General features: G+C 43.9%; 23 protein-coding genes. 11 read left to right on the forward strand and 12 right to left on the reverse strand.

Annotated features, from left to right (window positions below; genetic code table 11):
- Nucleotides 1-42 precede the first annotated feature (42 nt).
- The 5 genes from msrA to L0P88_RS20690 all read left to right on the forward strand — a co-directional run bounded on the left by msrA (nt 43) and on the right by L0P88_RS20690 (nt 4,330).
- Nucleotides 43-606 carry a peptide-methionine (S)-S-oxide reductase MsrA gene (gene msrA, locus L0P88_RS20670; protein ID WP_247131777.1) on the forward strand — a complete coding sequence of 188 codons (564 nt, stop codon included), beginning with the start codon at nt 43-45 and terminating at the stop codon, nt 604-606.
- 1 nt (nt 607) lies between these two features.
- Nucleotides 608-1,207, forward strand: coding sequence for a GTP cyclohydrolase I FolE (folE, locus tag L0P88_RS20675; protein ID WP_158777484.1), 600 nt, complete (start codon nt 608-610; stop codon nt 1,205-1,207).
- A 38-nt stretch (nt 1,208-1,245) separates the two neighbouring features.
- Entirely contained in the window at nt 1,246-1,539 is a 294-nt protein-coding gene (locus L0P88_RS20680) for a hypothetical protein (RefSeq protein WP_247131778.1), read from the forward strand.
- 281 nt (nt 1,540-1,820) lie between these two features.
- Complete coding sequence (locus tag L0P88_RS20685) at nt 1,821-3,164, forward strand: alkaline phosphatase D family protein (protein WP_247131779.1); 1,344 nt, start codon at nt 1,821-1,823, stop codon at nt 3,162-3,164.
- Between the two features lie 113 nt (nt 3,165-3,277).
- A complete protein-coding gene (locus L0P88_RS20690; RefSeq protein WP_247131780.1) occupies nt 3,278-4,330 on the forward strand; it encodes a succinylglutamate desuccinylase/aspartoacylase family protein in 1,053 nt (350 codons plus the stop codon).
- On the opposite strand, the gene folE (L0P88_RS20695) is transcribed toward L0P88_RS20690, so the two are convergent.
- Both folE (L0P88_RS20695) and L0P88_RS20700 read right to left on the reverse strand, forming a co-directional pair.
- Nucleotides 4,331-4,999 carry a GTP cyclohydrolase I FolE gene (gene folE, locus L0P88_RS20695; RefSeq protein WP_247131781.1) on the reverse strand — a complete coding sequence of 223 codons (669 nt, stop codon included), beginning with the start codon at nt 4,997-4,999 and terminating at the stop codon, nt 4,331-4,333.
- A gap of 16 nt (nt 5,000-5,015) precedes the next feature.
- Nucleotides 5,016-5,435: a MerC domain-containing protein gene (locus tag L0P88_RS20700; RefSeq protein WP_247131782.1), complete on the reverse strand. Its 420-nt coding sequence runs from the start codon at nt 5,433-5,435 to the stop codon at nt 5,016-5,018.
- Between the two features lie 93 nt (nt 5,436-5,528).
- Between L0P88_RS20700 and L0P88_RS20705 the strand changes: the two genes are divergently transcribed.
- From L0P88_RS20705 to L0P88_RS20725, 5 genes are read left to right on the forward strand one after another with little or no spacing between them, the layout of a single operon-like run.
- Nucleotides 5,529-6,164, forward strand: coding sequence for an ABC transporter ATP-binding protein (locus L0P88_RS20705; protein ID WP_247131783.1), 636 nt, complete (start codon nt 5,529-5,531; stop codon nt 6,162-6,164).
- Nucleotides 6,161-7,537 carry an ABC transporter permease gene (locus L0P88_RS20710; protein WP_247131784.1) on the forward strand — a complete coding sequence of 459 codons (1,377 nt, stop codon included), beginning with the start codon at nt 6,161-6,163 and terminating at the stop codon, nt 7,535-7,537. The genes L0P88_RS20705 and L0P88_RS20710 overlap by 4 nt, the downstream gene beginning before the upstream one ends.
- A complete protein-coding gene (locus tag L0P88_RS20715; RefSeq protein ID WP_247131785.1) occupies nt 7,530-7,973 on the forward strand; it encodes a hypothetical protein in 444 nt (147 codons plus the stop codon). Before L0P88_RS20710 ends, L0P88_RS20715 begins: the two co-directional genes overlap by 8 nt.
- Nucleotide 7,974: 1 nt before the next feature.
- A complete protein-coding gene (locus L0P88_RS20720) occupies nt 7,975-8,409 on the forward strand; it encodes a hypothetical protein (RefSeq protein WP_247131786.1) in 435 nt (144 codons plus the stop codon).
- A gap of 13 nt (nt 8,410-8,422) precedes the next feature.
- Entirely contained in the window at nt 8,423-8,818 is a 396-nt protein-coding gene (locus tag L0P88_RS20725) for a Fur family transcriptional regulator (protein ID WP_247131787.1), read from the forward strand.
- An 82-nt stretch (nt 8,819-8,900) separates the two neighbouring features.
- Here L0P88_RS20725 and L0P88_RS20730 read toward each other — a convergent pair whose 3' ends face one another.
- From L0P88_RS20730 to L0P88_RS20760, 7 genes are all read right to left on the reverse strand, one after another.
- The gene (locus L0P88_RS20730) at nt 8,901-9,485 is read right to left on the reverse strand and encodes a HupE/UreJ family protein (protein WP_247131788.1); all 585 of its coding nucleotides are present in this window, start codon (nt 9,483-9,485) and stop codon (nt 8,901-8,903) included.
- Between the two features lies 1 nt (nt 9,486).
- Entirely contained in the window at nt 9,487-9,996 is a 510-nt protein-coding gene (locus L0P88_RS20735; protein ID WP_247131789.1) for a DUF6702 family protein, read from the reverse strand.
- A gap of 18 nt (nt 9,997-10,014) precedes the next feature.
- On the reverse strand, nt 10,015-11,292 hold the full coding sequence (locus L0P88_RS20740; protein WP_247131790.1) for a dipeptidase: 1,278 nt from the start codon (nt 11,290-11,292) through the stop codon (nt 10,015-10,017).
- 95 nt (nt 11,293-11,387) lie between these two features.
- On the reverse strand, nt 11,388-12,554 hold the full coding sequence (argE, locus tag L0P88_RS20745) for an acetylornithine deacetylase (protein ID WP_247131791.1): 1,167 nt from the start codon (nt 12,552-12,554) through the stop codon (nt 11,388-11,390).
- Between the two features lie 5 nt (nt 12,555-12,559).
- Entirely contained in the window at nt 12,560-13,957 is a 1,398-nt protein-coding gene (locus L0P88_RS20750; protein ID WP_247131792.1) for a YfcC family protein, read from the reverse strand.
- 70 nt (nt 13,958-14,027) lie between these two features.
- On the reverse strand, nt 14,028-14,552 hold the full coding sequence (locus tag L0P88_RS20755; protein ID WP_247131793.1) for a hypothetical protein: 525 nt from the start codon (nt 14,550-14,552) through the stop codon (nt 14,028-14,030).
- Nucleotides 14,536-15,249, reverse strand: coding sequence for a hypothetical protein (locus tag L0P88_RS20760; RefSeq protein WP_247131794.1), 714 nt, complete (start codon nt 15,247-15,249; stop codon nt 14,536-14,538). The genes L0P88_RS20755 and L0P88_RS20760 overlap by 17 nt, the downstream gene beginning before the upstream one ends.
- A gap of 346 nt (nt 15,250-15,595) precedes the next feature.
- On the opposite strand from L0P88_RS20760, the gene L0P88_RS20765 reads away from it, so the two are divergent.
- A complete protein-coding gene (locus tag L0P88_RS20765) occupies nt 15,596-16,807 on the forward strand; it encodes an FG-GAP repeat domain-containing protein (RefSeq protein ID WP_247131795.1) in 1,212 nt (403 codons plus the stop codon).
- A 59-nt stretch (nt 16,808-16,866) separates the two neighbouring features.
- Here the strand turns inward: L0P88_RS20765 and ggt are convergent, their stop codons facing one another.
- The 3 genes from ggt to L0P88_RS20780 all read right to left on the reverse strand — a co-directional run bounded on the left by ggt (nt 16,867) and on the right by L0P88_RS20780 (nt 22,394).
- Nucleotides 16,867-18,564 (reverse strand): gamma-glutamyltransferase, encoded by a 1,698-nt coding sequence (gene ggt / locus L0P88_RS20770; RefSeq protein ID WP_247131796.1) that lies wholly within the window; start codon nt 18,562-18,564, stop codon nt 16,867-16,869.
- 119 nt (nt 18,565-18,683) lie between these two features.
- Complete coding sequence (locus L0P88_RS20775) at nt 18,684-19,238, reverse strand: fused DSP-PTPase phosphatase/NAD kinase-like protein (RefSeq protein WP_247131797.1); 555 nt, start codon at nt 19,236-19,238, stop codon at nt 18,684-18,686.
- 6 nt (nt 19,239-19,244) lie between these two features.
- Nucleotides 19,245-22,394, reverse strand: coding sequence for a WD40/YVTN/BNR-like repeat-containing protein (locus L0P88_RS20780; protein WP_247131798.1), 3,150 nt, complete (start codon nt 22,392-22,394; stop codon nt 19,245-19,247).
- Between the last annotated feature and the right edge of the window lie 76 nt (nt 22,395-22,470).

A 22,470-nucleotide genomic window follows, 5' to 3' on the forward strand; every position in this document is an offset into this window, starting at 1 on the left:
CAATATTGCATATTTCAATAAATTGTTCAACTTTTACTATAAATGGATAAACAAAATAACGCAAACCTTGAAACAGCCATTCTGGCCAACGGCTGTTTTTGGTGCACAGAGGCTGTATTTCAAAGGCTTAAAGGAGTAAGGTCAGTAGTATCAGGTTATACAGGGGGAAACATCAAAAATCCCGCGTATCGCGAAATCTGTACCGGAAGAACAGGACATGCGGAGGCCATCAAAATTACTTTTGACCCTAAGGAAATTTCCTTTCAGGAATTATTGGAAGTTTTTTTCGCTACGCATGATCCTACAACACTTAACCGCCAGGGAAGTGATGTGGGTACCCAGTACAGAAGTGAAATTTTCTATACCACGGAAGGGCAAAAACGTTTGGCGGAACAGTATATCCAATTTTTGGAAGGGGAAAAAGTCTTTTCGGACCGTATTGTTACCGCTATCTCCGAAGAGAAACCGTTTTATGTTGCCGAAGAAGAGCATCACAATTATTATAATGAACATGGTCTTCAACCCTATTGCCAATTCATCATCAATCCAAAAATCAAAAAGCTGCAAAAACACTTTGCAGACAAACTAAACACCGTCAAAAACTAACATGGCACCCTATAAAAACCTGGAGGAGTATAACATAGAATTGACCAATGAGGTCAAAGACCGCTACTTAAAGATAATTGATGAGATAGGGGAGGACGTGTCCCGGGAAGGACTTTTAAAAACCCCCGAACGTGCTGCAAAGGCCATGCTTTTCCTAACCCAGGGCTACAAGCAGGATGCCGAGGAAATCTTAAGAAGTGCCATGTTCAAGGAAGAATATGACGATATGGTCATCATAAAGGACATTGAACTGTATTCGCTCTGTGAACACCATATGCTTCCCTTTTTTGGGAAGGCGCATATTGCCTATATCCCCAATGGACATATTGTGGGATTGAGCAAAATTCCAAGGATTGTCGATGTGTTTGCAAGACGATTGCAGGTTCAGGAACGATTGACCCACGATATTTTGGAATGTATCAACAATACCTTAAAACCAAAAGGGGTCGCCGTGGTTATTGAAGCATCCCATATGTGTATGATGATGCGGGGAGTACAAAAACAGAACTCGGTTACCACAACTTCTGGATTCAGGGGACAGTTTGAAAAAATTGAAACACGGAACGAGTTTTTAAAATTGATCAGTTCCGATTTATCGTAAGCAGCAACGCTGTTACTTTTTTTGCTTATTTTTCGGACATGTCTAATACCTCGGATAAGCGTACCCGCAATTTAGTTTTAGGATTACTGTTTGATGGCATCGGGATGTCCTCATTGCTCATACCTGGTTTGGGTGACATTTTGGATGTAATCTGGGCACCGCTTGCGGGGTGGTTAATGACCCGAATGTACAAAGGGAATGTAGGGAAAGCTGCTGGAGTAATCACTTTTATTGAGGAGATCGTGCCTGGGCTCGATGTCATCCCCACCTTTACCATCATGTGGATCTATACCTATTTTTTGTCCGGAAAAAACAAAAAGAACATCGTCTAGGACCTGCCTGCACCAGACCCAAAAAGTGGCTTTTTCGCCTATCCCAATTGTGCCAGACTTCTTCAAATGGTACTGTCTCCGCTTTAAGATATTGGTTGGGTTGCACTAAAGATAATTCGTGTTAAGGGAAACTTCATAGTTGGATTGAATTTCCGGAACGCCCCAATGATTTAAAACGATGCCAAACCATACTTTCTTTACACTGGAATAACAATTTCTGAAGTAATGCTTTTTACTTTTGCAATCGTAAAATGAACCAACGTTTAGTGATATTTAACTCCATGAAAAACAAACTTTTTTTTATAGCATTTATAGGGATGCTGAACATAGCTGGCCTTTTGGCCCAAGACGTACTTCAATCCGGACCAATGGTGGGGTATTCAACCATGCGTGAAGTACTTCTTTGGGCCCAGACAAAAACCGATGCGGAAGTACATTTTGAGTATTTCGACAATGAAAATCCCAAAGAACGCTTCAAAACCAAAAAACAGCGTACACGATCCCATACGGGTTTTGTTGCCAAACTTATTGCTGACCAAGTCCTTCCCGGGAAAACCTATACCTATGAGCTGTATATTGATGGAAGAAAGATTGATCGCAACTATCCATTGGAGTTTCAGACACAAGAGCTTTGGCAATGGCGAACCGACCCCCCGGAAGTGCGTTTTGCCTTGGGCAGTTGTAATTATGTCAATGAAGAACGTTTTGACCGCCCTGGAAAGCCCTATGGCAGTGATTTTGAAATTTTTGAGGCCATCCATCAAAAAAAACCGGATTTTATGCTTTGGATGGGGGATAATACCTACCTAAGGGAAGCTGATTGGAACTCAAGAACCGGTTTTTTGCATCGTTATACGCATACACGTTCATTACCTGAACTCCAGCCGTTGTTGGCCTCTACCCACCATTATGCCATTTGGGACGATCATGACTATGGTCCCAATGATTCCGATGGAAGTTTTTGGTTAAAGACCACGGCTTCCGAGATATTCAGGCTTTTTTGGGGCAATCCCAATTATGATGTAATCGGACAGGGAGGTATTACAGGTACCTTTCAATGGGCCGATCTGGATTTCTTCTTGTTGGACAATCGCTATTTCAGGACCTCAAATGCAAATTTTGCCACGGAACGGGAAATGTTGGGGAAAACACAAATAGATTGGCTTATTAATGCCTTGGCATCAAGTAGGGCGACTTTTAAATTCGTTGTTGTTGGCGGACAGGTGATAAGTACGGAAGCCATGCATGAAAACTATGCCACCTTCCCGGAGGAACGGGGGTATTTACTCCAAAAAATCCGTGAGGCAAAAATTGAAGGCGTTGTCTTTTTGGATGGGGATCGACACCATACGGGACTCAGCCGTATGAAGGAAAGCGATAGGGTATATCCGTTATACGATCTCACCTGTTCTTCCTTGACTGCGGGCGCTTATCCCAATAAAGAGGAATTGAACCAATATCGCCTGGAAGAAACCTTATTTGGGGAACATAATTTCGGCATTTTAAAGGTTTCCGGACCACGGACGGAACGTGTCCTCAACATGACCATTTTTGATAAGGAAGGAAAAGAGGTTTGGACGAAAGATATCCATGCCAAGGACTTGAGGTATCCGAAAGTCAAGTAGAGACTGATTGGGTATTCTGCCCATTCCTTTTTATACCTTGTGAAAGGCGGGGAATATATGGCTGCTAAAAGCGGTATGTTTAAAACGATGTTTTGTGTATTAAACTAGAAATCATGTCAAGAATCAGTATTGTACTTACTCTATTACTTTCGGTTCAAATGGGTACTTCCCAGAAAACACTGCAACAAGTACTTGGAGATGATACGCGTCCTGCAAGGGAAAACCTCCGTATTCAGGTGAAAGATAGTTTGGGCAATAGGGGTTATTTACCCGTTTCCGTCGTAAAAGGTAAGGGGGAGGGGCCAACTTTTACCATAGTTGCGGGTGTTCATGGATTTGAGTACCCGCCCATAGTTGCCACGCAACAACTAATGCAGGAAATAAAAATGGATTCATTGTTGGGTACAATTATCTTTATTCCTATAGCAAATAGAAGTTCTTTCTACTCAAGAACGCCATTTATCAACCCACAGGATAAGGTCAATTTGAACAACGCCTTTCCCGGTGACCCAAGGGGAACGATTACACAACGTTTGGCCCATATCATCACCGAAAACATCATTCCGGTAAGTGATGTATTTTTGGACATCCATGGTGGTGACGCTCCAGAAGATCTTTTGCCCTTTATCTGTTATTACAATAATAAGAAGCGACCGAAACAGACCCAACAGGCCAAAGCGCTTTCTGAAGCAAGCGGATTTGATTATATCGTTTCATATCCCTACACCCTTTCAGATGGGGAACCGGCAAAATATACATTCAAACAAGCCGTTCAGGACGGCAAGACGGCTTTGAGTATTGAATGCGGAAAATTGGGGAATGTGCAAAAAGAAGCGGTGGCATTAATAAAGAAGGGCGTTTATAATATGTTGGCCGAAATGAAAATGTATGGTGGGGGTAAAAGGCCGATTCACCACCCTACAAGGTTAAACAGTCAGGTTTATATAAGGTCAAAAGAGGCCGGTATTTTCTACAGTTTTGTTAAGGCTGGTGATTCCGTAAGCAAAGGCGATATTGTTGGCCGTACTACGGATGAATTCGGTAGGGAACTTGCCCAATACAAAGCACCTGTTTCCGGAATCATATTATATAATCTGGCGACGCCGGCCATTACTAAGGGCAATACGGTTATGTGCATTAGTCGATTTTTGGAGGAGAACAGGTAACTAAAGGTTCTTAAAATTGTTCTTAAGAAGTCCGTAGAATTCGTTCCGTGAATTCTCATTGGTAAACTTTCCGCCGTACTCCACGGTGGTTGTAAAACTGTCCTTGTCCTTAATTCCCCTGGATGATACACAAAGGTGTTTGGCGTGTACCATAACGATGACATCATCGGTTTCCAAGGTTTCCTGCAAATCGTTTAGGATTTGTAAACAAAGACGCTCCTGGACTTGGGGTCTGTGGGCATAATAATCGACCAATCGGTTAATTTTTGACAATCCTACTACCTTATTTTTGGGAATATATCCAATATGGGCATGACCAATAATAGGTAAAAAATGATGTTCGCAGGAGGAGTCAATGGTAATATCCTGTTCTACCAACATTTTTTGATAGCCGTATGTGTTTTCAAAAGTTGACAATTGGGGAAGGTTATCGGGATTTAGTCCATAAAATAGTTCCTGGACATACATTTTTGCAAAACGGTAGGGTGTTCCCGAAAGACTGTCATCAGTGAGGTCCATCCCCAAAGTTTCCATTATTTTTTGAAAGTGATGTTGTATGCGCTCAATCTTTTCCTTATCGCTGAGCAAAAAAGCATCTTCCCGTATTGGGGTTTCCAGGGAAGTGGCAAAATGTTCATTCCCAAGGGTCTCTATTCTTTCAATATCCATGATGATCAATTAAGGTTTAGGCATTCAGCTTTTCGTCGGTACAGCACTGTTCGTGACCACAGTTGCAGTACTTCCTATTGTACAGATGGAAGACGACAAGGGCGATGGATGGAAAATATATGGCCTGTTCCGCTAAAGGAAATAGGTGGATTTTCTCATTTATAACAATAATCGCCAAAAGTCCCCAACTCCCCCAAAGTAGGTTGCGCATCCATTTTTTGGAAGTAGTTTTGGCAGACCACCAAATGGCAAAAAAGGAAATGGCCAAAAAGACCAAATCTAGTATGCCCCACCATTGGGGATGCAATTCTCCGGCCCCTGCTATTCCTGCTTGGGCCACAAACAAAAAGGGAGTGGCCACACAATGTATCAAACAAAGAGCACTGGCCAGAGCGCCAACGATATCGGATTTTGATGTCAATTGAAGGGTATTCATATGGTTTTTATGACTTACAAAATGAAATGCAAAAATAACTTAAAATCGCAAACGCAACTCAGTCGCATTTAAAATTCTTCTTAAGTTTGTAGGATGACACAAATGGTCAAAACGGAAGGACTTCAGTTTAAGTACCCGGGGGGACAGGCTTTTGAGTTTCCCAATATTATTTTGAATAGCCAGGAACATCTATTGGTGCTGGGGCCTTCTGGGGTTGGGAAGACCACTTTACTCCATTTGCTTTCGGGAATATTACCGGCCTCCAGTGGTTCCATTGTGATTAATGAAACTGAAATTACTGCTTTGGACCGAAAGGGTCTGGATTTATTTCGTGGCGCATATGTTGGACTCATTTTTCAGCAATACCATTTCATAAAATCCTTGAACGTTGATGAAAACCTTAGGTTACGGCAAAACTTTCCCAAAAAAACCATGGATAAGGAGCGAAGGTTGGCCATTGCTGAACGATTGGGACTGACCCCGTACCTCAAGAAAAAGGTAATGCAATTGAGTCAAGGACAGCAACAACGGCTGTCCATAGCGTTGGGGTTGATCCATCGCCCTCAGGTAGTCTTTGCCGACGAACCCACATCCAATTTGGACGATTTTAACTGCAATCAGGTTATAAAGTTGTTGAAGGATGAGGCTGCATTATGTGGGAGCAGTTTGGTCATTATAACCCACGACCAACGGGTTACCCAACATTTTTCAAATCAAATTGTGCTATGAACCTTTTGTATTTAGCCTACCGCAACATGGTCTCAAAACCCTTGAATATGGTTTTGAGCCTGGTACTTTTGGTACTTAGCGTTTCCTTGGTCACTTTTGTCCTGCAGCTCGGTAAGCAACTGAATGGACAAATGGACAAGAACATTACCCCGGTGGACATGGTCGTTGGGGCCAAAGGGAGTCCATTGCAGTTGGTGCTTTCCTCCGTTTTGCATATTGACGTACCTACCGGTAACATTAAACTGGAGGAGGCAGAGTCCATTAAGAATCACCCCTTTGTAGGGTCGGCCATATCCGTTTCCTATGGGGATAACTACAAAGGGTATCGCATTTTGGGTACGGAACCGGGTTATTTGGATAACTATGGTGTTGTTTTAAGCGAGGGAGGTTTATTTCAACGACCTTTTGAAATAGTGGCAGGGAATACCGTTGCCAAAAAATTGGGACTCCAAATAGGGGATAGGATTACCAGTTCCCATGGTTTGGCCGCTGCCGGTGGGGAAGCACATGATGATCACCCCTATACCATTGCTGGAATTTTGGAGCCCTCCGGCACTGTGGTCGATCAGTTGCTGGTATGTGATTTGGAAAGTATCTGGGATGCGCACTCGCATCATGGAGAGGAACAGCACAATGAAGATGAAAAGCATGAAGAAGGGGAACATGACCACGAAGGACATGACCATGAGGAACCTGATCATGAGGAACATGACCACGAAGGACATGACCACGACCATGAAGGACATGATCATAAGGAACATGAAGGTGGAGAACAGGTTCATGATGAAGCTAACGACACCGGACACGATTATGAAGACCATGATGATGAACTTGAGATTACCTCTCTTTTGGTGAAATTCAAAAGTCCCCTGGGCCTGGTACAGTTACCGCGCTTTATCAATGAAAATACCAATATGCAGGCCGCCCTTCCTGGTTTTGAGATACAACGGCTTATGGGTTTCCTGGGTTCCGGCGTAAAGACCATAAACGGTATCGCTTTTGCCATTCTGTTCGTTTCTGGTTTCAGTATTTTCATCAGTCTATTGAAGACCATACGGGAACGAAGACAGGAATTGGCATTATTGCGTACCTATGGCCTGGGAACACGAAAATTGCTCTTCTTGGTATTGTTTGAAGGGCTGCTTTTGGCCTTGATAGGATTTTGGCTTGGATGGGTATTGGGTCGTTTGGCCCTGGCCCTGGCTTCGGGGTATATTGAATCGGGATATGGGTATGTTTTGCAATTGAATGGACCCAATCTTCCCGAGTTGTTACTTTTTGGGGTAACTTTGGTCATAGCCATTATTGCTGTTTTGTTGGCGTCCACATCGATTTTTAAATTGAACATTTCAAAAACGTTGGCCGATGTATAAACCATTTTTTTTGTTCCTTTTTCCTGTTTTCCTTATGGTTCAGAGCGTTTCTGCGCAGTTGGAAGTAACGTGGCAGGATTTCGCCGATGTGAATTTTGAACCGATGTACAATGAAAAGTACGACGTTCACTTTTTGATGCCCAAATTTGGGGAAAGGATTAAAACCTATCAGGGAAAGAAAGTCCAGATTACCGGGTATTTTTTGGATATTTCCGGAACAGGTGAAGTTTTTTTGGTTTCAGCCAATCCAATGGCTTCCTGCTTTTTTTGTGGTGCTGCAGGGCCAGAAAGTATCGTTGAGGTCAATTTTAAGGAAAGACCCCCCTTTAAGACGGACCAGGTTGTTCAGGTTACAGGCATCCTGGAATTGAACGGTAATAATGTAGATCATTGCAACTATATTTTAAAAGAGGCATCGGGAAAATTGGTGAATTGATATGAAGACCGTAGTGCTATTGTCCCTCCTGGTTTTTTCCATGGAACTGACGGCCCAAACCGCATTGGACTGGTCAGATTTGGAACGGGGCATCACTTGGAGAAAAAGCGACGCCAAAAAGGCATATCCCGGTTTTTTGGAAGCTGACTTTTCAACCAAACTCACGGATTTGGAAGGAAAGGAAGTTTCATTGATTGGGTTTCTTTTGGTATTGGATGGAAGTCAATCGGTCTACATGCTTTCCAAAAATCCAATGGCAAGCTGTTTCTTTTGTGGTAATGGCGGGCCAGAGACCATCTCGGAAATTGCATTTGCCCAAAAAACCTCCTTTGCCATGGATGATTTGATTACGGTAACGGGAATCCTACGTTTAAATCGGGATGACCCGACCCGCTGTTACTACCTCATCGAACAAGCCGAAGCCTTTGGTATCTAAATAGCAATCCAAAATGATCGGTGATGACCTTCTACAGCAACAAGGACTAAAAAGGACAAAATTGCGGATGGCACTTTTGGACTGTTTCCTAAACGCCAAACACGCACTGTCCTATCCAGATATTAAACAGACGTTGGGAGAAGGGGTGGACAAGTCCACGCTCTACCGAAACCTGAGCGCTTTTGAAGAGGCGGGCATCATCCATCGCATTAATGATCAAAGTGGTGTGGCGAAATATGCATTTGGCAAGGTCCACGATCATGGTCGCAATCATGCCCATTTTGTTTGCGAGCAATGCGAAACGGTCTATTGTATTGAAAAAGCGACAACAGTGGACATCAATGTTCCCAAAGGATTTAAAACCAAGACCATACAGACCATTATCAGAGGAATCTGTTCCGATTGTTAGCAACTCGATGGAAGGGGTAACCATGGCAACACCATACGGGCGTGTAGCAGGTATGCACAACATTTTTGGGTTAAAAGACCATTTACCAGAACGTATTTTCCAACATGGAAATAAGGGACATTCCAGCGGCCGCCCCCGAAATGAACACATTCCATTCACGGTGCTTGACCCTCAGGATATTGAGGAAAAGAAAGGCAACACCAACGATAAAAAGCACAACCAACAATTGACCAAGCTCTATACCAATGTTAAAGCCCAATAGGGGTATTACAATATCGGTAGGGTCCATGATCAGGGCCTTGAAGTAATTGGAAAAGTCCATGCCATGAATCAATCCAAAGAACAACGCCATGCTATAGTTTTGATTCATTCTTGAAGATTTTTCGGTAGTATTTGGACCAATGACATTGTGAAGGGCGGTAATGAATATGGTTGCTGGGATAAGGAATTTTATCAAATTTGAAGGAATTGAAAAAATGTCCAGGGACACCAGGACCAAAGTGATACTATGACCAATGGTGAAAGCAGTCACCAAAATTAAAATCTTCTTCCATTGTTCGATTCGATAGACCGCACAAAGCACTACCAAGAAAAGAATATGGTCATAAGCCGCCATATCGGCAATATGGTCAAAACCAAGTTTAAGATAAAACTCAAATGGGTGCATCTTAGAATTTCAGTTGGTGAACGGCTGTTTTTTTATTGAGCATCAAACTATTGGACTTTCCGTTGACATGGACATAGACGATGTTGTTTTGATCAAAGAACAAGTCGGTGAAAACGGCATTTTTGATTTCGAGGGAGGTCAGGGGCGATGGTTGTTGATATTCGAAGTAAACCCATAATGCGGTATTCTCACCTTCACCGCTCAATTTCTTATGCTTTATTTGCAATTCTACTGCCTTTTTATTGGCTTTTACATGGAAAAACTGATTGAGATAGTCCAACAATAGTTGATTGGCTTTAACGGATTCATTGGGCTGGCAAAAGGCGAGCTCCTTGCTGTAGGGGTCAAAAACCAAGGCCTCATTCACATCGGTTAAGAACAGTTTTAGGTTAATGGTCAGCAATTGTTTGCTTGATGTATACTCAATCTCGCACAACGAAAGCCTTAAAGGATGGGCGGCCATTTGCATGGACGCGGCCAACGTAATTAAAACAAATACTGATCTTAACACAGCTTGAATGCTTGCGAATTAGGAGGCTTCGTTGGATTGTATCTCCTTCGCCTTAGCCTGAACTTCCTTGAAAACACGGATGAGGTTACCGCCCCAGATTTTTCGGATCTGTTCCTCGGTATACCCACGCTTTACGAGTTCTATGGTGATGTTCATCACCTCACTGGCATCAAAAACCCCTTCGATTCCACCACCTCCGTCGAAATCACAACCAATTCCAACATGATCTATTCCTGCTACTTTCACAATATGATCGATATGATCGGCAACATGGGTAACGGTCGCGGGAGGGTTCGGGAATTTTTCATTCAACTCCTGAAAGGACTTCCGTAAAGCCGTTCGTTCTTCCCTTGTCATTTCCCCGATGGGTTTCATGTTTGCCCGGAGTGCAGCTACCGCAGAGTCCCGCTTTGCGTTCGGGGGAGCTTCCCTTAGATAGTCAGCAAGCATGGTAAGTTGGACAACACCACCATTTTCCGCCATCATCTTCAACATTTCATCGGTCATATTGCGTTCGTGATTGGTCACTGCCCTGGCGTTGGAATGGCTTGCAATAATTGGTGCCTTTGACAGTTTTACGGCATCATAGAATACGCTATCATTCCCATGGGAGACATCCACCATAATACCAAGGCGATTCATCTCACCAACGACCTTGGCACCAAAATCACTGATACCACCGTGTTCGGTTCCGTTTGGATCGGTAGCGGAATCGGCCAAATCGTTGTTGGAAGAATGTACCAGGGTGATATAGCGTACCCCTTTTTCAAAATACAGTTCAACATTGGAAAGATCTTTGCCGATGGGATAACCGTTCTCTATACCAATGTAAATGGCCCGTTTTCCTTCCTTTTCCAAAGCATACGCATCATCTGGGTTTAGCGCAAGTCCAACAATATCCGAATTCTTTTGGGTAGAGGCCACGATTGAATCCATCATTTGGAGGCAGAGTGCCTTAGCTCGGGTGTTGCCATCATCATCACGAATATCTTGAGCCACAAAGGCCGCAAAGAAGATGGCGTCCAACCCACCTTCAATCATCCGGGGATAATCCACCTTAGAGCCGGTTTCCCTGGGATCATGACGTTCGGCCATGTCAAAACCCGGTTCAATCATTCGCAAAGGGGTATCCGCATGGGTATCCAGGGTGAGCACACGTTCATGAATTTCAAGTGCCTTTTGAACCAGTTTGTCTTCTTCGGTTTTTGAATCAGTTGTAGCTGATTTTTCTTTACATCCACCAATGAACAATATCAGGAGGAAAAAAACGGGATAGCTTTGATGTAATCTAAACATGGATTCCGGTTAATGTTATTGATAAGAGTTAAATGTACAACAATAGATGGGGCAGGGGATACTTTTGGTATAAATCTTTCCAATCTTCAATCAACTTAGGCAAAATTAGCTGAGGACAGCTCTTGGATCAACTTTTCCATCATCTCCATACCTTTTTCCAATTGTTCATGGCTGATGTATTCATCAGCCCTATGGGCTTGGGCAATGGACCCCGGTCCACAAATGGCGGATTGAAAACCTTCATTTGCAAATTGTCCTGCTTCCGCTGCATAGGAAACTGTATTTAGTGTTGCGTTTCCCGAAAGTCTTTTGACCAAATCGACAATAGCATCATCGGCCTTGGTATCCAAATGGGGCACTGGAGGGTGGTTCTCAACGGTCTTTATGGAAAAATCGGGAAAAAGCTTCCGCAATTCTTCTTCCCGTTTGCGGCAGTAAGCCTCAAATTCTGCGACAATGGACCCCATATCATCCATAGGAATGGTGCGTAAATCCCAATAAAAATGGGCCTTATCGGCTATTACATTGGGCGCAATGCCTCCATCCACCAAACCAATGTGAATGGACGAGTGCGGCGGATGAAAACGGTCATCCAACCGCTGATTCGCAATTAGTTGGTCCATCTTGTTTTCCAGCCAAAGAATCAAACGCATGGATTCGTGGATGGCACTTACCTCTTGTTTTATACGGCTGCTGTGTCCGGCGGAGCCGTTGACATAGGTCTCAAGAATATAAATACCCTTCTGCCCAACAATGGGTTCCATCAGGGAAGGTTCACCAATGATGGCGTATTTTGGCGTTTCCCTATAATGGGTTTTCATGGCTTGGGCCAGTTCTGGCCCTGCCAAACAACCTACTTCCTCATCATAGGAAAAAGCGAAATAAATAGGCTTTTTCAGGTTGGCTTTTACCATTTGGGGCACTGCTGCCAAACAACAGGCAATAAAGCCCTTCATATCACAAGAACCCCTGCCATACCATTTTCCGTCCCCCTTTTCCGTCAGCACAAAAGGGTCCGTGGTCCATTCCTGACCTTCCACGGGTACTACATCCGTATGGCCGGAAAGAATGACCCCACCGTCGATATCCGGTCCTATCCTACAATGCAATGAGGCTTTGTTCCCTTCTGCATTGGGCAATAAATTCACTTCAACGCCATGGGAGGTAATGTAGTCCCTGATCCAATGGATGATACTTAAATTGCTTTCGCCCCCGAGTACCGGGAAGGAAACCAATTTTGCAAGGATGTGCTCAACTGTCATATAATTTAACTGTAATTTGTTGCTACTGCTATAATCAAGGCCAAAAACGCCAAGAGAAGGATGATGATCAATACGGGAAATATAAAACGGATCCATCTGTCTATAGGTACCCGACACATACTGAGCATGGCGATGAGCCCTCCCAAGGTTGGATTCACAAGGTTGGACAACCCATCACCAATCTGAAACGCCAAAATGGTAATTTGCCTGGTGAGTCCCAAGGATTCTCCCAGTGGTAGCATTACGGGCAAGGTAGCCAATGCCTGACCGCTTCCGGAAGGGATAAAAAAATTGATTACCGTTTGGGAAATGGACATGCAAATTGCCGAGGCGTATAAAGGCAATCCCTCCAAAACCATGGAAAGCCGATATGAAATAGTGTCACCAATATTTCCCATTTCCATAAGAACCTTTATGGTTGTTGCAAAGCCCACCATAAAAGCACCGGGTGCAGCGATTGCCACTGACTTTAAAACGGTCTCGCTCATCGTAGTGGCACCCATTCTGGAAACCAAGCCACAAAGAAGGGCAATGATCAAAAATACCGCGGACAGTTCATTGATGTACCAATGAAAGTTAAAAACCCCATATAAAATGGCCATGAGTCCGGCCATGAATATCGAAATGACCAACCAATTGTTTCCACTCATTCTATATTCCTGAAGTGGTCTGGACAGCGTCAATTCGCTTACATTGAGGCCTATGCCCAAACTTTTTTGCGGATTTAGGGTGATTGCTTTGAAGTACCTCACATTGTAATAGGCCATAATGCCCAACGCCGTAAAGCAGAGCACGCTACGAAGGAGGGCGCCAGAAAACATGGACAGTTCGGCAATTTTATGTCCGGTTCCTACGGTGTAAGGGTTTATTGGAGACAATCCAAAACCGATGGTCATGGCACCCACTGAAATTCCAGCGGCCAAAATTAAATCTCCTCCCAAGGCAAGACTTAGTACCGCAGCTATGGGTACCATGGCAATATTGTTTTCATAGCCCACGGCAACGCCAAGTAGACCATAAATAAAGGTCATGATGACAATGATGAGGTGTTTGTTTTTTAGACCCAAATTTTTTACTAGTGTTCCTACGGCATTCTCTACCGCCTTTGATTTTTCCATAAACCCGAACATAATGCCACCTGCCAGTACAATGAATATGATTTCCACAGCAGCCTTAAAGCCCAACGGTATGGCTTTGAACATGTCCAAAAAACCAACGGGCGTAGCAGGAATGGTCTTGTATGAGTCGGGAACCACCGTACTTCGACCATCAACTAAAATCCGTTCATAGGTCCCAGCCGGAAGTAGATAGGTCAATAGGGTCACCAATACAATTATACCAAATAGCATGGTAATGGCATGTGGGATTCGTTTAAAAAGGGACAGATTTTTGGATTTACTCATTTATCGCTAAGGGATACCCATAAACAGTTGGGTCCAAGAATTAATTCCTTTGGAATTTCGTTGATTCCGGCTAATTTAAGCTAAAGTATTCTTTACAGATCAGGTCTGGACATATTTCTTTAAATACATTTCCTTGAGAATCATAAATTTTGCCGTTTATCCTGATCTGGTTAAAAATTAGCGTATTTAATTCAAGTTGCAATTCCCTTATTTTCTTGTTCAAGTAATACGAAAGAATTGCGAATTTGTTATTGGAATCCTGCCAAGATACGTTTGAACGTTCCTTTTGCCTTATAACTTCATCATAAAAACGATTTAACCCCTTTGTCCTGGAAAAACTTTGACCTCCCAATGCATCCAATATCATCACATTGTTAATGGACAATACAAAAGAAATTTCTCTAATAGTATACTTTGTGATCAATATTTCTATTTGATTAGTGGTATCCTTGTCAAACATCACAGAGTTGCCAAGCGATGAATAGTAGTAGTTTTTATGCTTGAACCTGGCGTTGATGATAGGTTCAAGATAATCCGTAGGGCATAAAAAGTATAGATGTCCTGGCATTGGTTTGAGGTCAAAGGCTTTTGACATCAATTACTTTAAAATGTCTGGCATCAAAATAGTCGTCCAATCCATAATCCGTATTAATGATGATGCCTCCCAAAAGCGTTACCCTATCCACATGGAATTCATTTTTACACGACTTTAAATGCTCATGGACCTTTTTATCAATAATCTCATAGGTCGCCTCGGTTATGGCCTTTTCTTGATTTTCACTATCCAATATTTTTTGGCGGTAGGGAAGTAGGCTTTCCTCAAGTTTCATCTGTTGATAATCATCATCATTTATTACCGGTTTATAGGCGCTATCCTGGAATCGGCTTAATGCCAGCATAAGGGCACCACAGGAGTTTCCGGTCTGTTCTTGGCGAGGACGGTACATTTTTCCCAAATCCCCATCCAGGGTGATCCCTATGTGGGGACCGTAAAAGACAAATGCGCTACCATCATCTGGAATATGATGGGCAAAAGCGGTCATGCCGGTTTGCCCGGCGAAAGGCAGTCCGCCCAGTCCACCCATAATAAATGGACCGAACAATACATTGAAGAAGGTGGTGGAAGGCACATTGATATCATCCGAACACACCGAAGTTGCCATCAATACCCGGGAAATATCGATATGGTGCTCCAGTTGCATTTTTCCAAGATAATGGATCGAGGTGTCCTTGGCATCCATGGCATCGGGGAAGTAGGTCTTTACTACTTCGGCAAATTTTCTTTGTAACATAGTAAGGAAGGTAAAATGGTTAATTTGATATTGTGAAACCTTTCCAAGTTCTTTACTTTCCCGGTAAGTTCGCGAGAAAGCAAGCCTCGGTCGAGTATGAAATAACAATTTACTGCAAAGGACTGGTGTAACAAAAGCACTCCAATAGTTGAATAGTAAAAATATAGGAAAGCGTTGATAAATGCAACATAGTTGCATTTACTTTGCAGATGTCCATCGGTTGGGCAAGATTCCAAAAGCAGCTCCATCACGTTGAAATACCTACCCTTTTTTACCATTACTTCTTCTAGTGCTTAGACCAGTCTTTAAATGCTTTAAATTAGCATGGCATTTCTAGGATAAAAAGATGAAAAAGATAGCCATACTTTGCCTGACCGTTGGCATTTTTTACTTCGGTAACAGTCAAAAAACCGGAAGTGACAGCGGTGGTTCCACTACCTTCTATAAAGATGTCACCACAATATGTTTGCCTTATGAAGACCTACAGCAACTGTCCATGGATGCTGGAATTGCCGATTTGGACCAGGATGGTGACCTGGACATTTTAATTGCCAATGAGCATAAACCCAATATTCTGCTTATTAATGATGGAAAAGGAAAATTCACCAATGAGAGCAGCTCGCGGATACCACAGGTAGATCATGATAGTGAGGATATTGGAATTGCCGACTTTGATTTGGATGGAGACCTGGATATCATAGTCGTTAGCGAAGATGACAAAACCAACGAACTGTATCTGAACAATGGAGATGGTACTTTTAGGGATGGGGGGAGCAGGATTCCTGTTTCGGGCACTTCCAATTCGGTGGTTGTAGTGGATGTCAATAATGATGGTGCTCCGGATGTAATGATTGGAAACAACGGTCAAAACAACCTATTGATCAACGATGGCAAAGGGTACTTCAAAGATGAGACCACTGCACGGTTCGGCGAATTTATGGATGTGACACAAGACCTGACCTTGGGGGATATTGATAATGATGGGGATGAAGATGTATTGGTCGGCAATGAAGATGCCAATCGCATACTGATCAATGATGGAAATGGCTTTTTTAAGGATGAGTCTTCCGATAGGTTACCTTACCGAACCACTCCAGAGGAAACAAGGGAAGTGGACGTGGCCGATATCGATGGGGATGGTGACCTGGACGTTTTATACGGAAATGTCCAGGCCTTTGTAGCCGAAGCCGTTCGACAGAACAGATTGCTTTTAAATGACGGAAATGGTTTCTTTTCCGATATCACCGGCACCCATTTGCCCAAGGATGACAACCGTTGTTTTGGGGTCGCATTTTTGGATATCGACCGTGATGGGGATATGGATATTATGACGGGAAATACCAATGGCCCAAGGTTTGGCGGCCTTACCCCCTTTAGTGTCTATCTTAATGATGGAAAGGGAAAGTTCGCTGAAGCCATCGATACCATTATTCCCGAAGGTATGGGCGGAAGAGGTTTCGATATCGATTTTGTGGATTTGAACGGCGATGGTATTAAAGACCTTTTTCTAAGCAATCGGGGGTCACAGGATTTTCTGCTTTTCGGACGTAAGCAATAAATTACATAACAAAGTGACCGCTATTGCGGTCACTTTTTAAACGCTAGTGGAGTTATTTTCTAATATCCGGCGGCTTGCCCGTCTTTACGACTTTCGGAAGCACCGTGATAGACTTTGTTTTCATCATCCCATAAAATGGCCTGGTAGCCACCGTAGATGCCCCGGGCGGTTCCCATTTTATGGCCCTTGTCCATTAGACCACGAATAGTAGTGTAGGGGATACCCGATTCGGTTCGTATTAATCCCGTATTTTCCGTAGTCCTTCCCATGGGGCTGGCCCCTCCCGTATGGTCCCAACGTGGCGCATCACCAGCTTCTTGCAGGTTCATGCCAAAATCGATGAGGTTCATTACAATCTGGGTATGGCCCATGGGTTGAAAGTCACCGCCCATGACCCCAAAACTGACATAGGGTTTGCCATCTTTGGTAATAAAGGCGGGAATAATGGTATGAAAAGGCCGCTTAGCAGGCTCATAGGTATTGGCCTGTCCCCGCTTTAAACTGAACAGCTCACCGCGATCCTGAAGCATAAAGCCCAATTTTGGTGGTGCCATACCGGAGCCCATGCCCCGATAATTGCTCTGTATCAAGGATATCATGGTACCCTCCTTGTCCGCTACCGTCATGTAGATCGTCTCTCCAGCGGAGATTTCACCTGCGGTATATTTTCCGGCACGGGCACCGATTTCTTTTCTTCGGTCTTCGGCATAATCGTCCGAAAGCAATTGCGCAACGGGAACATCATAAAAATCCATATCGGCATAATATTTTGCGCGGTCCTCAAAAGCCAATTTCTTGGCCTCGGTAAATAGGTGAAGGTGTTCCGCACTTCCAAATTCGATAGCTGAAAAGTCATAGCCCTCCAATAGTTGCAACATTTGGAGCGCAGCAATACCCTGACCATTAGGAGGCAGCTCCCAAACATCGTAACCCCTATAGTTGATGGATACCGGTTCTACCCATTCCGATTTATGTGCGGCCAGGTCTTTGGCCGAAAGAAATCCCCCTTGTTCTTTGATAAACTTACCAATGGTTTTGGCAATATCGCCCTTGTAAAAAGCATCGCGTCCACCTTTTGCGATTTTCCTATAGGTATCGGCCAAATATGGATTTTTGTAAACTTCTCCCTCATTGGGGAGTTTTCCTCCATTTTGTGATTTGTAGGTATCCTCAATATTGGGAAAACCCTTTGATTCAAAAAAGGGTACGGTACGCTGCATGTACCAGGCAATGAGCTCGGTCAAGGGAAATCCCTTTTCGGCATAACCAATAGCCGGGGCCAGGATTTCCGTCATAGGCCTGGACCCAAATTTTTGATGGAGCTCAAACCATCCATCCACAGCACCTGGCACACTAACGGGCAGTGGCCCATGGGACTGGATTTTCTCCATCCCTTCTTTCTCAAAGTATTCCAAGGTCAACTTCTGGGGTGAACGTCCACTCGCATTGAGGCCATACAATTTTTTGGTCTTTCCGTCCCAAACAATGGCAAAAAGATCGCCTCCAATACCACATCCCGTAGGTTCCATAAGTCCTAAGGCAGCATTTGCAGCAATCGCGGCATCGATGGCATTACCACCACTTTTGAGAATATCAAGCCCAATTTGGGTTGCCAGGGGATGGCTTGTGGCCACCATTCCATTTTGACCCAATACTTCGGAGCGAGTCGCAAAGGGTTCACCCGTGATTCGGTCTTGGGCCGTTGAATATTGGCCAATCAAAAAGAGGAAGAAAATACAACGGGAAAGATTTTTCATAATGTTTTTTAGTTTTCTAAAGTACAAAATTCGGATATAGCATATCCTGGTCCTACATCCCGCTGGGGAATGAGTCTGCCGATAGCATTACGTTGATTAAAATTGAAATTGGAGTTGTGTTACAGTCCTAATTCCTTCTTTATTTTATTGGTATCCAGGTTTGATATCAAATCAATTACATTGGGATACCAGTTCTTATGATAGCCAAGTTCAGGTCTAAGTAATTCAGCAATGGCATCTTCCTTGGACCAATTTTCAAAAACCACGCGATACGCTGCCATTATGGCCCCTGTTCTATCGGAACCATGCCAACAATGTACCAAAACCGGCTTTTGGGCATTTTGTACGGCTTGTAGGGCTTCTATCAGATTACCTTCATTAAGTTCGGAAGTTTTTAAGGGGATATGGATCAATTCCAGTGCTGTTCCCCTGGCTTTTTTTACATCATCCTTATTTCGCCGAAACGTTATTGAAGTCTTTATTCCTGCGGCTTCCAGTTCCTTGAAACCTTTTCGACCAGGTTGTTCTGATCTGTAAACGGAATCATTTAGTCGGTACAATCGCTTAAATCGATTGGATGGGACTTTTTCAAGCGCTGTAGTTTGGGATATGCCATAAAATGGATATCCCATGGAAAACAAGAACAAGCAGCCTAAGTAAAGATACTTTACCATACCTTTTTACTTCTTCAAAGAAATCATTTCCATTTGGTTTTCAGCTATTTGTTTGTTGATTTTTGAAATATACTCATCCATCAATCCATTTAAAGCGGAAATCTCACGATCCAATTCCTTGGTAACGTCAACAAAGAACTCCGTGGCCTGATCTGTTGGGGGATAATCCCCACGTTGGGAGTCGGTCATCAAAAATGCCAGGCGGTTATTAATTCGAATCCCATAATTCAAGGGGTCTTGTCGACTCTGGTTCTTGGTCATATGGATATTGTTTTCGATAACATCCAATTTCGCTTCAAAATCCGCAATCGTATTTTTTAAACTCTTTTTCATGTCTTGCTTTCCCTTTAGATAGTCCAGGTCCTTCTTTACGGTCCTAATATCAACAATTGCGGTATTGGCCCGGCTGACCTGGTCCCGAACTTCGATCAAGAAATCAAATTGTTTCTGATAATCGTTATCGGTATTGGGCATTCGGGGATCTTTGACAATGGTAAGGACCTGCTCCGAAGTTTGTCCATTATATCCCAATCTTATCCTGTAGTCGCCAGGCACCGCTTTGGGCCCGGTATTGGGCGATGAATAAAACACCATGCCCTTAAAGGTTTTGTAACCTGGGTAGCGCATATTCCAAACCAGTCTGTTGCCCCCGGATTTAACTTCCAAAAGTTTATCCGCTTCCGGGTTCAATTTATCTTTCTTGGCCACATTTGAAAAGCGCTGGATCAAAGTGCCATCCTTTTCCAGAATCTCGATGGTTACCGTATCGGTTTCCTGGATGTTCTTTATGTAATAGTTGATGATGGCTCCATTGGGATGGTTTTCGCCAACCAACTTGGTATTTGGTTTTCGCCAACCACCCGATTGCTGCATACGGTACGCCTGGTCGGGCTTATACAGATGGAACTGCGAATTGGCGATTTCATCCGAAAGTTGGTGCAATGGGGTCAAATCATCGATCATCCAAAAACTACGCCCATGGGTAGCGGCGATTAAATCATTGTCCCGTACATGAAGGTCCCGAATGGAGGTGATTGGGAGGTTCAATTGGAAAGGTGACCAACTGTTGCCGTCATCAAATGAAACATACATGCCCCACTCCGTTCCGGCGTAGAGCAATCCCTCTCGAACCTTATCCGCACGGATGGCCCTGGTATAATGGTTGCTTTTGATTCCCTCGGTGATCACCTTCCAGGTTTTGCCATAATCGGAAGTCTTATAGAGGTAAGGGGTATAATCCCCAAATTTGTACGAAGTAGCCGCCACATAGGCAGTACCCTTCTTGAACGGACTTGGGTCAATACAATTGATCATATTGAGTTTTGGACTCATACTGGACGGAGGGGTGATGTTTTCCCAATTTTCGCCATTGTCTTTTGAAATGTGGATCAAGCCGTCGTCACTACCAACCCAAATAACGCCTTTCTCCAAAGGGGACTCATTGATGGCAAAGAGGTTGGAATAGAACTCGGCCCCGGTATTGTCCTGGGTAATCGGTCCACCGGAAGATTTTATGGTTTCCGGCAAACCACGGGTAAGATCGGGTGAAACCCTTTTCCATGATTGCCCCTCATTGGTAGTGACATGTAAGAAATTGGATCCCGCATACAATGTATTCTGGTCATGTATACTGAACTTTACCGGGAAATTCCAGTTGAAACGATATTTCATGACCTCGGCCCCGGAACCTGCAGGGTTGTCCGGCCAGATATTGATGGAACGGGTTTGGTCCACCAAATGATCTTGTCGCATCATATATCCTTTATAGGTTCCCCCGTAGACGATTTCGTTGTTCTTTGGGTCAGGGGCCAGGTGGGCACTTTCGCCACCGGCCGTAGGCTCCCAGTCGCTTTCCGTTATACTTGAACCCGAGGTGCGATGGGCGATACGGACCGTACTGTTGTCCTGTTGTGCCCCGTATATCCTGTAGGGAAACGAATTGTCCGTGGTGACCCGGTAAAATTGCGCCGTAGGTTGATTATGATAGGTGGTCCAATTCTCTCCGCCATCGTTTGAAACCTGTGCGCCCCCATCGTCGGCAATGACCATTCTGCTATTGTTATTGGGGTCGATCCATAGGTCGTGGTGATCCCCATGCGGGGCATTCTTTAAAGTAAAGGTCTTTCCACCATCTGTGGACACCCCATAGCTAACATTCATTACATACACCTTGTCCTTGTTCTGTGTATCGGCATAGATACGGCTATAGTACCATGCCCTTTGGCGTAAGGCCCTATTTTCATTTATTTTTTTCCAGCTCTTACCGGCATCCTCCGATCGAAACACGCCGCCATTTTCTGCTTCGATAATTGCCCAAACCCTATTGGAATCCAAAGGGGAGACCGCTATACCTACAATGCCCCATGGACCCTTTGGCAAGCCTTTGTATTTTGAAATATCGGTCCAGGTATCACCACCATCGGTACTTTTGTAGAGTTTACTGTCGGGCCCTCCGCTGTCCATCCGGTATCCGTTTCGTTTCATCTGCCAAGTTGCGGCATATAGTATTCTTGGATTGTTCGGGTCCAGTATCAAATCCCCAGCACCGGCCTTATCACTTTCGTAAAGTATCTTTTCCCAACTTTGCCCTCCATCCTTGGAACGATAGACACCACGGGTCTTATTGGGTTTCCAAAGATTACCGATTGCGGCAACATATACAAGATTGGGATTGGTAGGGTGTATGCGAATCCTTGAAATATGTTCCGATCCTTCGAGCCCGATAAACTTCCAGGTTTCCCCGGCATCCAGGCTTTTCCAAATACCATTCCCGGAAGAAACATTTCCCCTTAGGGTTTGCTCCCCTTCGCCAACATAAATCACATTTGGATCCGATTCTGAAACGGCCAAGGCACCAATGGAACCTCCAAAATAACCGTCGGAAATACAGCTCCAGGTATTGCCCGCATCAGTGGTTTTCCAGACGCCGCCACCAGCGGTTCCCATATAATAAAGGTTTGGATCGTTCAAAACCCCCGAGACGGTTCCGGCACGTCCTCCCCTAAATGGCCCGACCAAACGCCATTGGACTGCATTGTACAAAGACTCAGCATAGTTTTTGGTGTTTGCGTTTCTGCTTTTTTTGCGTTGGGCGGTAGCATCATCTGTAGGGAATAGGAATAGTACGAGAAGGAGGTACGGTAAAAATGGTTTCATAGAGTGTAGTTTTAAGGAATCCTAAAAATAACCAATATAAACCCTTAGTTGTATATCTTAATAGGGTATATCTTTA

This window comes from Muricauda sp. SCSIO 64092 (assembly GCF_023016285.1).
Classification (GTDB): domain Bacteria; phylum Bacteroidota; class Bacteroidia; order Flavobacteriales; family Flavobacteriaceae; genus Croceivirga.